Raw genomic sequence first — 13,086 nt, 5'->3', positions numbered from 1 at the left:
GCTGCTGGAACGCCGGAGGTGCGGGACGGCGGAAGGTGCTGGAACGCCGGAACTGCGGGACGGCGGAGGTGCTGGAACGGCGGAAACGGGGGCGGGCGGTGACCGTGGTCACCGCCCGCCCCCGTCGGGGTTGTCCTCGCCCGGTGTTCGTCAGGCCTGCTGTCCCTGGCGCCGGCCCTTCAGCAGGGCCGACCAGCGGCCCGGGCCACGGTCCAGCTGGTCGCGGGAGCGATCCTGGCCTTCGGCTCGTACATATTCATCACCGTCCTGCTGATCACGGCCACCGTCTCGCTCGCGGTCGTCGGCATCGGGATGCTGCCCGAGACGGTCCTGCTCATCCGCCGGTTCGCGGGCACCAAGCGGCGGATGGCGGCCGAGTGGTCGGGCGTGGAGATCCCCGAGGCGTATCTGCCCATCGAGGGCAAGCTGAAGAAGAAGCTGCGGACGGTCGTCCGTGACCCCGGTACGCGCACCGACCTGCGCTGGATGTTCGCCCACTACGTGTACGGCGCCCTGCCCCTGCTGATGATCCCGCTGTGGCCGGTGGGCCTGGTCGTCGACGGCGTGTGGTGCGGACTGCTGGGCCGCAAGGCGGTCGTCCTCCCCCTCATCAGCAGGCTCGCCGACCTCGACGCCGCCTGGTCGGCCGCCCTGCTCAAGCCCTCGCCCAAGGCGCAGCTCGTCGAGCGCGTCGAGCAGCTGAAGGCGACACGGGCCGACGCGGTCGCCGCGCACGGAGCCGAACTCCGGCGCATCGAACGCGACTTGCACGACGGCGCCCAGGCCCGTCTCGTCTCCCTGTCCATGCGGATCGGCCTCGCGAAGCGGGCGTACGACCGTGACCCGGACGCCGCCCGCAAGCTGCTGGAGGACGCCCAGGACCAGGCCGAGGAGGCGCTGACCGAGCTGCGCAACGTGGTGCGCGGAATCCATCCGCCGATCCTCACGGACCGGGGGCTGGTGGGTGCCGTACGAGCCCTTGCGTCGAGCAGCGGCCTGGAGGTCGGCGGTGTCGACGACGGTGTCGAGGACGGTGTACGGGCGCGCCGGACACGAGGTCGTGGCCGTCGCGGGCAGTGGCCCCGAGGTACTCCCGGCCCTCCTCGAACACCGCCCGGACGCCGCCGTACTGGACGTCCGGATGCCCCCGGCTTCCGCGACGAGGGCCTGCGCGCGGCGCTGGAGGCGAGGGAGCGGATCCCCGGCCTCCCCGTGCTGGTCCTCTCGCAGTACGTGGAGGAGTCGTACGCGGCGGAGCTCCTCGGCGGCGGAGCGAGCGGCGTCGGCTACCTGCTCAAGGACCGCGTGGGCAGGGTCGACGAGTTTCTCGACGCCCTGGACCGTGTCGCCGCCGGCGGTACGGCCCTCGACCCCGAGGTCGTCGCGGAACTCCTCACCCGCCGCCGCGACTCCCCCCCTCGACTCCCTCACCCCGCGCGAGCGCGAGGTCCTCAAACTGATGGCGGAGGGCCACGACAACACGATGATCGCCAAGACCCTGGTGGTCACGGACCGCTCGGTCAGTAAACACATCGCCAACGTGTTCCTGAAGCTGGGCCTGCCGCCGAGCGACAGCGGGCATCGCCGGGTGCTGGCGGTACTGGCGTATCTGAACAACCAGTAGGCCCGGCTACCGGGCGGCCGGCTCGCCCGCCAGTGACTCCAACTCCCTGCCGGTGACGCCGTACCGCTGTATCCGCGGTGTGTCTAGGGTGTCGTTCCCGCCTCCGGATGCAGACGCACCCAGCCCTCCCACGCCGATGTAATCATGTCCTGGACGTCGTGTTTCGCCTTCCAGCCCAGTTCCGTGGCGATGCGGTCCGCCGAGGCCACGACCCTCGCCGGATCGCCCGGGCGGCGCGCGGCCACCACCGGGGGCAGGGTGTGGCCCGTGGTCGCGTTCACCCTGTCGATCATCTCGCGGACCGAAACGCCCTCCCCCCGGCCGATGTTGAGGGTGAGTTCGCGGCCCGGTGCCGCCTCCAGCGCCCGGGCCGTCGCCACATGGGCCTCCGCCAGGTCCATCACGTGGATGTAGTCCCGTACGCAGGTGCCGTCCGGCGTCGGGTAGTCGTCGCCGAAGACGCGCGGGGGTTCGTTGGCCGTCAGGCGTTCGAAGATCATGGGGACGATGTTGAAGACGCCCACGTCCGCCAGCTCCGGGGCCGCCGCGCCCGCCACGTTGAAGTAGCGCAGGCTCGCTGTCGACAGGCCCGTCGCCCGGCCCGTCGCGCGGACCAGCCACTCGCCCGCCAGCTTCGTCTGGCCGTACGGGCTCATCGGGACGCACGGCGTGTCCTCCGTCACCAGGTCCACGTCCGGCATGCCGTACACCGCCGCCGAGGACGAGAACACGAAGGACGGGACCCGGGCTTCCGTGACCGAGTCCAGCAGGACGCGCAGCCCCTCCACGTTCTCCCGGTAGTAGTGCAGGGGGCGGTCCATCGACTCGCCCACCTGCTTCTTCGCCGCGAGGTGGACCACCCCCGTCACCTCGTGGTCCCGCAGGGCGCGCGCCACCCGCTCGCCGTCCAGGGTCGAGCCCACCACCAGCGGTACGCCGTCCGGCACGCGCTCGGCGACCGCGGTGGACAGGTCGTCATACACCACAGCTCGCTCGCCCGCCTCCACCATCGCGCGGACGACGTGCGCCCCGATGTAGCCGGCGCCGCCGGTGATCAGCCAGGTCATGTGCGGCCGTCCCCTCGTGTGGTCGGATGGTCGGTTGGACTTTGTCAGTTAACTCCCGTTAAGACGCACTGGGTTCCCGCTCGGGGAGGGGACCGGTGGAAGAAGGTGCGGGAAGCGGAACCGTGGCCGGGCGGGCCGAGCGCCACAGCCGTACGAAGGCCAGGACCGCCGCCGCGGCCAGCAGACCGTTGCGTACGACCATCACCGCCACGCCCGTCCAGGTGCAGTGCACGACCTCGGCGTACATGACCGGGTAGTCGAGGCCGCTGACCGCGGCCGCCGCCAGCAGCAGCCATGCCACCGGGCGCTGGCAGGTGTGCCGCGAGGTCAGGCACACGGCGGCCAGTCCGAGCAGCCAGACCATGTACTGCGGGCTGATCACCCGGCTGGTGACCGTGAAGAGGAGTACGGCCGTGAGCGCCGCGTCGAACGGCGTCGCCTCCGTCCAGTACCGGGCCCGCACCCGCCACAGCAGCAGCAGCCCGAACGCCACGGCCGTCAGGGCGAGGGACAGCGCCGCCACGGACGAGACGTACGGGCCCACGAACTCCATCGCGCCGTACTGGTAGCGCACGCGCCCCTCCCACCCGGCGCGCGTGGCGAGGGAGAGCGCGGTACCGCCGAACGACTCGATCTGCACGCCCCGCCCGCCCTGCTGTCGCAGGAAGGAGAAGGGGTTGCTGAAAAACGCCGCCAGAAGTGCAGTCGCGGCCGTCGCGGTGACCGTCGCGGCCGTCCACGCCGACCTCGTCGTACGGCCCCTCGGCAGGCCCAGCAGCACCAGCGCGGGCCAGACCTTCACCAGGGCGCCGAGCGCCGCGAACGCGCCGCACGCGCGCTGGGAGCGCGACAACGTCAACAGGGAGATGACGGCGAACGCCGTGACCTGCACGTCGTAGCGCGCGAGCGGCACATGGAGGAGCAGTGGCAGGCCGGCCGTCCAGTATCCGGCCCCGTGCAGGGAGCGGCCCGGACGCCTCCCCGCGCGCGTGAGGGCGATCAGGATCAGGGCGTCGGCGGCGAGCGTGAGGACCACGAACGCCTCGAAGTAGGTCAGCGTCGGCAGCAGCGCGGGTGACAGCAGCACAGGACCCGCGCCCGGCGGGTACTGCCACAGCGTGTCGTCCGCGGGGAACGTGCCCTGCGTGAGGGCGCCGTACCAGCGGAAGTACAGCCGCTGCACCTCACGCGCCACAGCGCCGCCGCCGAGCAGCGGGATGTCGTCGTGGACCAGAAGCCACAGCATCAGGGCGCGGGAGGCGGCCCAGCCGACGGCGAGGGTGAGGAGGCGGTTCATGGCGGAGGGTCTCGTCACGGCGGGATCGTAAGCCGCACGGATGCCATATTCACGTCAGTACCAGTCAATCTCAAACAAAGGTTGTCTCATCGCACAAAATCAGGCCTGTGATGAACAGGCCGATGAACAGGGAGACGAGCAGGAGGACAGCCGCCGTCGCGGTCCCCATGGCCGTCATGCTGGTGATCGGCTCCTGGGGGCTCGACCGGGGCGGCATATGGCGTGACGAGGCCGCCACCTTCCAGGTCGCGCGGCGCACGGTGCCGCAGATCTGGCGGCTGCTGCACGAGGCGGACGCGGTGCACGGCCTGTACTACCTGCTCCTGCGGCCCGTCCTCGCCGTCCACCCCGGCGAGGTGCTCCTGCGGCTCCCGTCCCTCCTCGCCGCAGCCGTGACCGCCGGCCTGGTCGCGGCCCTCGGCACCCGCCTGGCCCGCCCGCGCGTCGGCCTCTGGGCCGGTCTGCTGTACGCCGTCACACCGATGGTCGGCCACTACGCCCAGGAGGGCCGGTCGTACGCCATGGTCGCGGCCGGCGCGGCCGGCGCGACGCTGCTGCTCGTACGCGCGGCCGGGGGCCGCTCCTGGACGCCGTACGGGGTGGTCCTCGCCTTCACCTGTCTCCTCCACGAGTTCGCCGTACTGCTGCTTCTCGCCCACGCCGCGACCCTCGCGCTCGGCCGCGTCCCCCGGCGGGTGTGGACGCGCTGGCTGTGCGCGGCCGGCGCCGTGGTCCTGGTGCTGCTCCCGCTGGCGCTGGTCTCGCACGCCCAGTCGGCGCAGGTGGCGTGGCTGCGGTCACCCGGACAGGGCAGCGTGGACCGCCTCGTACACCAGTTCGCCGGCCCGACGGACGAGATCCTCGTGCCCTGCCTGATCCTGATCTGCGTGGCCCTGCGCCGCCCCTGGCCCAAGCTCCCCGGCCGTGAGCTGCCCCTCCCCGCAGTCGCCCTCCCGCTGCTTCTCGTACCACCCGCGGTCCTCATGACCGTCTCCCAGTGGTCGCCGCTGTACGACGACCGTTACGTCCTGTACGCCCTCGCCGGCGCCCCCCTCCTGGCCGCCGCCGGGGCCGACCGCATCGCCCGGGCCGTGCCGCGCCTGCCCCGCGCGACCGCGGCCGCGGCCGGGGTGCTCGCCGTGGCAGTCGTCTGCGCGCACCACCTGCCGCTGCTCCGGCAGGACCGTTCCATGGCCCAGCGCGGTGGCGAGAACCTCGCCACCGCCTCCGCGCTCGCGGCCCGCGAACTGCGCCCCGGTGACCCGGTGCTGTTCCTCCCGTCTATCGGGCGGCGCTCGGCACTGGCGTACCCCAGGGGGTTCCGTGGCACCCGGGACGTGGCGCTCGCCGAGTCCGCGCGCACCTCGGGCACGCTGTACGGCGTCGAGATGGGTCCGGAGGCGCTGCGGCGGCAGCTGGCGGGTCTGGACCGTGTGTGGCTGGTCGCGGAGCCGTACGCGTTGCGCCCGACCTGGTACCCGGGCAGCCCGGCCGAACGGGTGAAGCGGGCCGTGGTGGAGGAGGAGTTCGAGCCGCGACGGGAGTTCAGGGGCAGCGGGGTGACGCTGCGGCTGTACGAGCGCAGGCCGACAGCGCGTCCCGGAGGGGCGCGGGGCGGTATCGATATGCGGCTCCGCCGCGTGGGCGCGACCAGCCGCGACGGCGCCGCAGCCGACCGGCACGCCTCAGCGCTTCGTGGCACGGGCGGAGCGCCTACGCCTCCAGCGTCGCCGCGTCCAAGGCGGTGGTGAGCTCGTCGAGGCGGGTGCGCAGCGCGCGGATCTCGTCGACGTCGAAGCTGGTCGCCGCGACGATCCGGCGCGGTACCTGAAGCGCCCGCTCGCGCAGCGCCATGCCCTGCTCGGTCGCCCGCACCTCCACCGACCGCTCGTCGCGGGCGCTGCGCTCGCGCCGGACGAGACCGGCCGTCTCCAGCCGCTTGAGCAGCGGGGACAGGGTGCCGGAGTCGAGGCGGAGGTGTTCGCCGACCTTCTTCACGGGCAGCCGGCCGTGTTCCCACAGCACGAGCATCACCAGGTACTGCGGGTAGGTGAGCCCGAGGTCCTTGAGGACCACGCGGTAGACGCCGTTGAAGGCGCGGGACGCGGCGTTCAGGGAGAAGCAGATCTGCTGGTCGAGACGGAGGTAGTCCTCGGCGGAGGTGGCTGACATACCTACAGGGTACCTCCTTGCCTACCATCTAGTTGTCCACAATTGAATTGTGTGCTCTACTTATTTCCACAGAGCACCACGGGCCCCGCAGGGGGCTCCTCACGAAGCTCTGATGTTGTTGATGAGTCCGATGAGAGGGACGGGTTCCATGGACGCGATCTACACCGCAGTCGCCACCGCCACGCACGGCCGCGAGGGCCGCGCCGTCAGCTCCGACGGCAAGGTGGACCTGCCGCTGGCCATGCCGGTGGAGCTGGGCGGCAACGGCGCCGGAACCAACCCGGAGCAGCTCTTCGCCGCCGGTTACGCCGCCTGTTTCGGCAGCGCGCTGGGCCTGGTCGGCCGCAACGCCAAGATCGACGTCAGTGACGCCGCCGTGACCGCCGAGGTCGGCATAGGCAAGCAGGGCGAGGGCTTCGGCCTCAAGGTCGCCCTCCGCGTCGAGCTGCCCGACACCGTCGACGCGGAGACCGGCCGCAAGCTGGTTGAGCAGGCCCACCAGGTCTGCCCGTACTCCAACGCGACGCGCGGCAACATCGAGGTCGAACTCGTCATCGAGTAGGAGACCGGGCAGCGGTACGTCGGTCAGGCGCCGTGGGGGGCGGGCGCGCTCTCGACGCCGGGCTGCGGACGCGGCACACTCGCCAGCGGCGCGCCGGCGAACGCGGCCGCCGCAGACGGCACCGGGTGGCGCTCGGCGAGCGGAGTGACCGGCGCCTGCCCGGCCGTCTCGCCCAGTACCAGCCGCCGGACGACCCGTTCGGCGGCGCGCCCGTCGTCGTACGGACAGAACCGCTCGCGGAACGCGGTCCGCAGCTGTGTGGAGCGCGACCCGCGCCAGTGGCCCGTCGCGAAGATGTCGATCAGCTCGTCCTCGCTGCGCGAGACCGCGCCCGGCGGGAAGGCGCGCAGGTCGAAGTAGGTGCCCCGGGCCGCCTCGTACGCCTCCCAGTCGTCCGCGTGGATCACGATCGGCCGGTCCAGGTTGGCGTAGTCGAACATCAGCGACGAGTAGTCGGTGACCAGCGCGTCCGAGGCGAGGCACAGCGACTCGACGCTCGGATGGTCGGTCACGTCGATGAGCCGGCCGCCGGAGGCGGGCGTCAGCGGGGCGTCGTAGATGTGGTGGGCGCGCGCCAACAGAACGTAGCGCGGACCGAGTTGGCGCAGGACCCGCTCCAGGTCGAGGGTCTGGCGGGGGCCGCGCAGATAGTCGCGGTGGGTCGGCGCGTACAGGATCGCCACCGAGCCCACCGGGATGCCGAGCGACTCGCGCAGCCGGGCCACGTCCGCCGAAGTCGCCTTCTGGAACACGTCGTTGCGTGGCTGCCCGGTTTCGAGGGTGGTGTAGCCGCCGGGGAAGACCCGTTCCCATACGAGGGTGGAGTGGCGGTTGGCCGACAGGCAGTGGTCCCAGGTGTCGACGTCCGCGAGGAGCGCCGTGAAGTCGGTGTCACGGGCAGCGGCCGGCCGGTCCTGGAGGTCGAGGCCCATCCGCTTCAGTGGCGTCCCGTACTGGGTCCGGATCACCGTCTGCCCGGTCCGCTTCACCAGCCGGTCGTCCCAACCCGTGTTGCTCACCAGGTACTTGGACCGGGCCAGCGCGGTCCAGTAGGCGGCGGTGCCGGGCCGTACCCGGTCGGTCGCCGTGGGAAGCGTGTGGTGGTGCTCGGGACGGGCGACCCACGCCGTCCGCATGCCCGGCACGAACGTACGGAACGCGGCTTCCAGGGCGCCCGGGTTGCAGCCGTATCCGCGCCCGGAGTGACTGGTGAAGACGGCCCGGTCGGCACGCAGCGGCAGCCGCAGCTGGACCCGGTAGTGCAGCCGCAGGGCGTTCGAACGGATGCCGCGCGCAAGGGACTTGACGAAGCGCGTGGAGCGCCTGCGCAGGGCGGACGCGAGGCGTACCGTCCGATAGGTGCGGTAGCTGCCCGTCCGGACGAGGGCGTGCCGGAGCCAGGCGTGCAGCGGTACCGCGGCGCCCGGGGTGCGGTAACGGCGGTAGTGGGCACGGGACTTGCGCAGAAACTCGGCGCGGGCGGTGCGCGGCAGCCGGTCCGGGCGGACCAGCACCGACATCAGCTGGTCGACCATCCGGCGGAACAGCACCGGCCGCCAGTGGGTGAGTTCGGGGCGGGCGTCGACGAACGCGAAGACACGGTCGTACTGCTCGTGGATGTCGAAGTGCCCGTGCGAGGCGGGGGTTCTGGTGTTCTGGCGCGGCCGGCGGTGGTGGACGCAGACCCGGTCCAGGGTCGCGACCGACTCGGCGGCCACCAGCGCCGGGACCGTCCAGGGGATGTCCGCGTGGGCGCCGGGCGGGAAGGTCAGGCCCTCGCGCTCGACGAACTCCCGCCGGTAGGCCTTGTTCCAGGCCACCAGCGGCAGCTTGAGCAGCAACGGCCGGTCGTCGAGCCGGAAGGGGACGGGGCCCTGCTCGGTGAGCTGTCCGACGAACGGGCTGCGGACGGTTTCGCCGGTTGACAGGGCGTGCGCGTGGTCGTAGACGACGACGTCCGGGTCGCCCGCCTCCTTGATCCGGTCGGCGACCGCCCGCAGCGCGTCCGGGGCAAGGGTGTCGTCGCCGTCGACGAAGACGAGATAGTCGCCGGTCGCGTGCTCGATGCCCGCGTTGCGCGCCCGGCCCACCCCGCCGTTCTCCGGCAGGTGGACGGGGCGCACGCGGACGTCGCGCGCCGCGAACTCGTCGACGAGCGCACCGCAGGCGTCGGGCGAGCAGTCGTCGACGGCGATGACTTCGAGATCCGGATACGACTGGCCGAGCACCGATTCCAGGCACTCCTGCAGATAAGCCTGAACCTTGTACGCGGGGACGATGACACTGAACCTGGGCAAGACACATCCATGGGTCGGCGGGTCGGCGCGGGCCTACTGCCCGGGAACGGCCGATGGAGTGACTTGGTTACGCCGATTGCGGCATGTGGGGGACATGGCCGTTTGAGCCGTGAACCCCACAACTAGGCCTTTTATCCGCTTACTTGACTGCAGCTCGACCGCTACTTCACCGCTCCCGCCATCACCCCCGACACGAACTGCCGCTGGAACGCGAAGAACACGACCAGCGGAATCACCATCGAGATGAACGCACCCGGCGCCAGCACCTCGATGTTGCTGCCGAACTGCCGTACCTGCTGCTGGAGTGCGACCGTGAGCGGCTGTGACTGCGAGTCGGAGAACACCAGCGCGACCAGCATGTCGTTCCACACCCACAGGAACTGGAAGATCCCCAGGGACGCGATCGCGGGCGCGGCGAGCGGCAGGACGACGGTCGCGAACAGCCTGATCTCGCCCGCCCCGTCCAGCCTGGCCGCCTCCAGAAGCTCGCGCGGGATCTCCGCGAAGAAGTTCCGCAGCAGGAAGATCGCGAACGGCAGGCCGAACCCCACGTGGAACAGCACCACCCCGATGACGTCGCCGAAGATCCCGAGCTTCCCGAAGAGATCGGAGAGCGGGATCAGCGCCACCTGTACGGGTACGACGAGCAGTGCGACGACGACCAGGAACCACCAGTCGCGCCCCTTGAAGTCCATCCACGCGAAGGCGTAACCGGCCATCGCGCCGATCATGACGACCAGGAGCGTCGCCGGGACCGTGATCCAGACGGTGTTGAGGAGGGAACTGGTGATCGCGTCGTTCTCCAGCAGCGTCTCGTAGCTCTTGGCGGTCAGCTGCCCGGGCGCCGTGAACACCTTCCACCACCCGGAGGTGGAGATGTCGGTCGGGTCGCGGAACGACGACATGAGCAGCCCGAACGTCGGCACCGTCCAGATGAGCGCGACGAGGATGAGGAAGAGCCGCATCACGCCACCCGCGGTGCCGCTGAACACGCGGGCGGCGAAGGAGCGCTTGGCGCGCACGGGCGGGGCGAGGGTCGGGTCGACAGCCGTCACCGCTGACGCTCCTTCCTGAGTCGACGGAGGTTGACGTACATCACCGGCAGGACGAGCAGCAGCAGAATGACGCCGATCGCGCTGCCGACGCCGTAGTTGCCGCCACCGCCGAACGAGGACAGGAACAACTGGAGCGCGAGGACGTTGGCGTCGTCCTGGCTGGGCTGCGGGGCGATGATGTAGACGAGGTCGAACACCTTCATCACGTTGATCATCAGTGTGACGAGGACGACGACCAGCACGGGTGCGAGGAGCGGGACGGTGACCCGCCGGAACACCTGCCATTCGTTGGCTCCGTCGACGCGGGCCGCCTCCAGCAGATTCCGGTCCACTCCGGCGAGCCCGGCAGCGATGAGCACCATGGCGAAACCAGCCCACATCCATACATAGCTGCCGATGATGGCCGGCGTGACGAGGGTCGGTCCGAGCCAGTCGATCCCGTTGTAGGCGCCGGCGAAGTTCGAGCCGGGCAGGCGCAGTTGGGCCCCGTCGGCGTCTTCGGGCAGACTGAAGGTGCCGTCGGTGCCGCTGGTCGCCGAGGCGACGACCCTCCCGTCCTTCACCGCCTCGACCTTGACCCCCTCCAGTGCCTTCTCACCCGGGTCGACCTGCCCCTTCGTACCGCCACCGCCGAGCTTGAAGTCCAGCCAGACGGTGCCGGTGATCCCGGAACCGGAGGCGTCGGCGGCCTTCGCGTCCGCGGGCGTGCCGGGGAGTTTGTCGGGGGCGATGCCCACGAGGGGCACCAGTGCCGGGGTGCCCGCGCTGACGGTCCCGGTGGAGGTGAACGAGCCACCGCCGGACGACTTGAGGTCGCTGGCCTGGGCGTTCGGGCGGGCCTTCGGATAGACGGAGGAGTCGACGAAGGCGTCGTGTACGGATGTCACGATCGCGTTGGCGACGCCCTGGTCCGGGTCCGCCTCGTAGACGAGGCGGAAGATGATGCCCGCCGCGAGCATCGAGATCGCCATCGGCATGAAGACGATCAGCTTGAACGCCGTACCCCAGCGCACCCGTTCGGTCAGCACCGCGAAGATCAGACCGAGCGCGGTGACGAGGGCGGGGGCGACGGCCACCCAGATCGCCGTGTTGCGTACGGCGGTCAGGGTGGCGTCGTTCGTGAAGATGTCGCCGTAGTTCTCCAGGCCGACGAAACCCGATCCGTCCGCGTCGTAGAGGCTGCGCCAGATGGAATAGCCGATCGGATAGACGACGAGCGAGCCCAGCAGGATCAGGGCGGGCAGCAGGAACAGGCCTGCCACCCACCAGCGGGTGCCGGTGACGCTCTTGGTCCTGACCGTGTTCGTGTTGTCCGTCTTCGACTCCATGCCGGTGCCGTCAGCCGTTCTTGTACGCCTTGGCGGCGTCGGCCTCTAGTCGCTGCTGGGTGCCCGCGATGTCCTTCGGGTTCTTCAGGAAGTCCTGGAGGTGCTTCCACTCACCGACGCCCTGCGTACCGCCGAAGGCGGCCGGGGCCTGGTCGGACATGTCGAAGCGGAAGTCGTCGCCGGCCGTGATGAGGGCCTTGGCGATGTCCCGGGTGACGTCGTCCTTGTACGCCGACTGGTCCATCGTCTTGCTGGGCGAGAGGAAGCCGCCCTGCGCCGCCCAGATCTCCGCCGCGTCGGTCGAACCCAGGAACGTCAGCAGGGCCTGGGACGCCGCGCCGTCCTTGAGGGCCACGGCGACATCGCCGCCGCTGACGACGGGGGCCTGGTCGCCGACCGCCGGGAACGGGAAGACCTTCGCGTCCGTGCCGATCTCCGCCTTCGTGTCCGCGTTGATGCTGGCGGCCACGAAGTCGCCCTCGAAGACCATCGCTGCCGGGTTCTCACCGGAGAAGGTCTGGGTGACCGACTTCGGGAACTCCGTCCCCAACGCCCCGGAACGGCCGCCTGCGAGGAGATCGTCCTTGCCCCAGAGCTCGGCGAGTGTGGTCAGGGCGTCCTTGACGGACGGATCGGTCCACTTGATCTGGTGCTGGGCGAGCTGGTCGTACTTCTCCGGGCCCGCCTGAGAGAGATAGACGTTCTCGAACCAGTCGGTGAGGGTCCAGCCGTCGGCGCCTCCGACGGAGACGGCGGGGGAGCCGGCGTCGGAGAGCGTCTGGGCGGTGGCGATGAAGTCCGTCCAGGTCGTGGGGGTGTCGGTGATGCCCGCTGCCTCGAACGCGGCGGTGTTGTACCAGACCAGGGACTTGTTGGCGGCCTTGACGTAGATGCCGTACTGCTTGCCCTCGAAGGCGCCGAGGTCCTTCCAGCCGGCGGAGAAGTTCTTGTCGAGCTGGGCCTGTGCCTCCGTGCCGAGCGGCTTGAGCCAGCCCTTCTCGGCGAACTGGTGCAGTACGCCGACCTGCGGCAGGAACGCGACGTCCGGGGGCTGGCCGCCCTGGATCTTCGTACCGAGGAACGTGGAGGTGTTGTTGCCGGTCGGCACGAAGTTGACCTTCGCACCGGTGCGCTTCTCGAACTCTTGCAGAACCTTGGTGAAGTTTTCCTGCTCGGGGCCCGTCCACACGGCGGCGACCTCAAGGGTCTGGCCGTCCAGCTTGGGGAGTTGGACGGAGGCGGAGGTGTCGCCGCCGGTGCTGGTGTCGGTGCCTGAGTCGTCAGGGTTGTCGTCGTCGGAGCCACAGGAGGTGAGGGTGAGGGCTAGTGCTGTGGCGGTGAGGGCGGTCAGGGTGCGTGTACGAAGAGTGTTGCGCATGTCTGCCCCGTTCGTCGTTCGGCGGTGAACGTGTTCGGCGCTGTCCCGTGCGGTCTGGTCTACGCCGGGTAGTTGGGGTCGGCAAGTGTGCCTGCGGTGTCAAGAGGGTGATCGTGACCGCGTCGTGTCCTTGGTTTCCCACCCACCCACCCGTCTCGGCCCGTTTGCCGGATGCCCTCGAACTGCTTCCCCACGCACCCGTTCACCGGTTCGCCGCGTCTTTCCGGAACGGGTCGAGGCACCTCGACTCATCCGGCGTTCGAGGGCGGGGCCGGCTCGGCCCGAGCTTCTTTGCCGCCCGCCCGC

General features: G+C 70.5%; 11 protein-coding genes. 4 read left to right on the top strand and 7 right to left on the bottom strand.

Annotated features, from left to right (window positions below; translation table 11 throughout):
* The first annotated feature begins 165 nt into the window (after positions 1-165).
* Complete coding sequence (locus RB628_RS07885; RefSeq protein WP_318319580.1) at positions 166-1,527, top strand: histidine kinase; 1,362 nt, start codon at positions 166-168, stop codon at positions 1,525-1,527.
* On the top strand, positions 1,460-1,624 hold the full coding sequence (locus tag RB628_RS07880; RefSeq protein ID WP_318319567.1) for a LuxR C-terminal-related transcriptional regulator: 165 nt from the start codon (positions 1,460-1,462) through the stop codon (positions 1,622-1,624). Before RB628_RS07885 ends, RB628_RS07880 begins: the two co-directional genes overlap by 68 nt.
* A gap of 83 nt (positions 1,625-1,707) precedes the next feature.
* On the opposite strand, the gene galE is transcribed toward RB628_RS07880, so the two are convergent.
* Entirely contained in the window at positions 1,708-2,691 is a 984-nt protein-coding gene (galE, locus tag RB628_RS07875) for a UDP-glucose 4-epimerase GalE (RefSeq protein WP_318319566.1), read from the bottom strand.
* Positions 2,692-2,749: 58 nt separating this feature from the next.
* Positions 2,750-3,988: a glycosyltransferase family 87 protein gene (locus RB628_RS07870; RefSeq protein WP_318319579.1), complete on the bottom strand. Its 1,239-nt coding sequence runs from the start codon at positions 3,986-3,988 to the stop codon at positions 2,750-2,752.
* Between the two features lie 122 nt (positions 3,989-4,110).
* On the opposite strand from RB628_RS07870, the gene RB628_RS07865 reads away from it, so the two are divergent.
* Positions 4,111-5,739: a glycosyltransferase family 39 protein gene (locus RB628_RS07865; RefSeq protein ID WP_318319565.1), complete on the top strand. Its 1,629-nt coding sequence runs from the start codon at positions 4,111-4,113 to the stop codon at positions 5,737-5,739.
* On the opposite strand, the gene RB628_RS07860 is transcribed toward RB628_RS07865, so the two are convergent.
* On the bottom strand, positions 5,702-6,160 hold the full coding sequence (locus RB628_RS07860) for a MarR family transcriptional regulator (protein WP_318319564.1): 459 nt from the start codon (positions 6,158-6,160) through the stop codon (positions 5,702-5,704). The genes RB628_RS07865 and RB628_RS07860 overlap by 38 nt on opposite strands.
* Before the next feature lie 148 nt (positions 6,161-6,308).
* Here RB628_RS07860 and RB628_RS07855 point away from each other — a divergent pair, with 148 nt between their 5' ends.
* Positions 6,309-6,722 (top strand): organic hydroperoxide resistance protein, encoded by a 414-nt coding sequence (locus RB628_RS07855; RefSeq protein ID WP_318319578.1) that lies wholly within the window; start codon positions 6,309-6,311, stop codon positions 6,720-6,722.
* 23 nt (positions 6,723-6,745) lie between these two features.
* On the opposite strand, the gene RB628_RS07850 is transcribed toward RB628_RS07855, so the two are convergent.
* From RB628_RS07850 to RB628_RS07835, 4 genes are all read right to left on the bottom strand, one after another.
* On the bottom strand, positions 6,746-9,019 hold the full coding sequence (locus RB628_RS07850) for a bifunctional glycosyltransferase family 2 protein/CDP-glycerol:glycerophosphate glycerophosphotransferase (RefSeq protein ID WP_318319563.1): 2,274 nt from the start codon (positions 9,017-9,019) through the stop codon (positions 6,746-6,748).
* 161 nt (positions 9,020-9,180) lie between these two features.
* The gene (locus RB628_RS07845; RefSeq protein ID WP_318319562.1) at positions 9,181-10,074 is read right to left on the bottom strand and encodes a carbohydrate ABC transporter permease; all 894 of its coding nucleotides are present in this window, start codon (positions 10,072-10,074) and stop codon (positions 9,181-9,183) included.
* Positions 10,071-11,402 (bottom strand): sugar ABC transporter permease, encoded by a 1,332-nt coding sequence (locus RB628_RS07840; protein ID WP_318319561.1) that lies wholly within the window; start codon positions 11,400-11,402, stop codon positions 10,071-10,073. Before RB628_RS07840 ends, RB628_RS07845 begins: the two co-directional genes overlap by 4 nt.
* Before the next feature lie 10 nt (positions 11,403-11,412).
* Positions 11,413-12,780, bottom strand: coding sequence for an ABC transporter substrate-binding protein (locus RB628_RS07835; protein WP_318319560.1), 1,368 nt, complete (start codon positions 12,778-12,780; stop codon positions 11,413-11,415).
* Between the last annotated feature and the right edge of the window lie 306 nt (positions 12,781-13,086).

Source organism: Streptomyces sp. ADMS (assembly GCF_033441795.1).
In the GTDB taxonomy this organism is placed as follows: domain Bacteria; phylum Actinomycetota; class Actinomycetes; order Streptomycetales; family Streptomycetaceae; genus Streptomyces.
The sequence above is the reverse complement of the archived record's forward strand: the minus strand, read 5'-3'. Positions and strand labels throughout refer to the sequence as shown.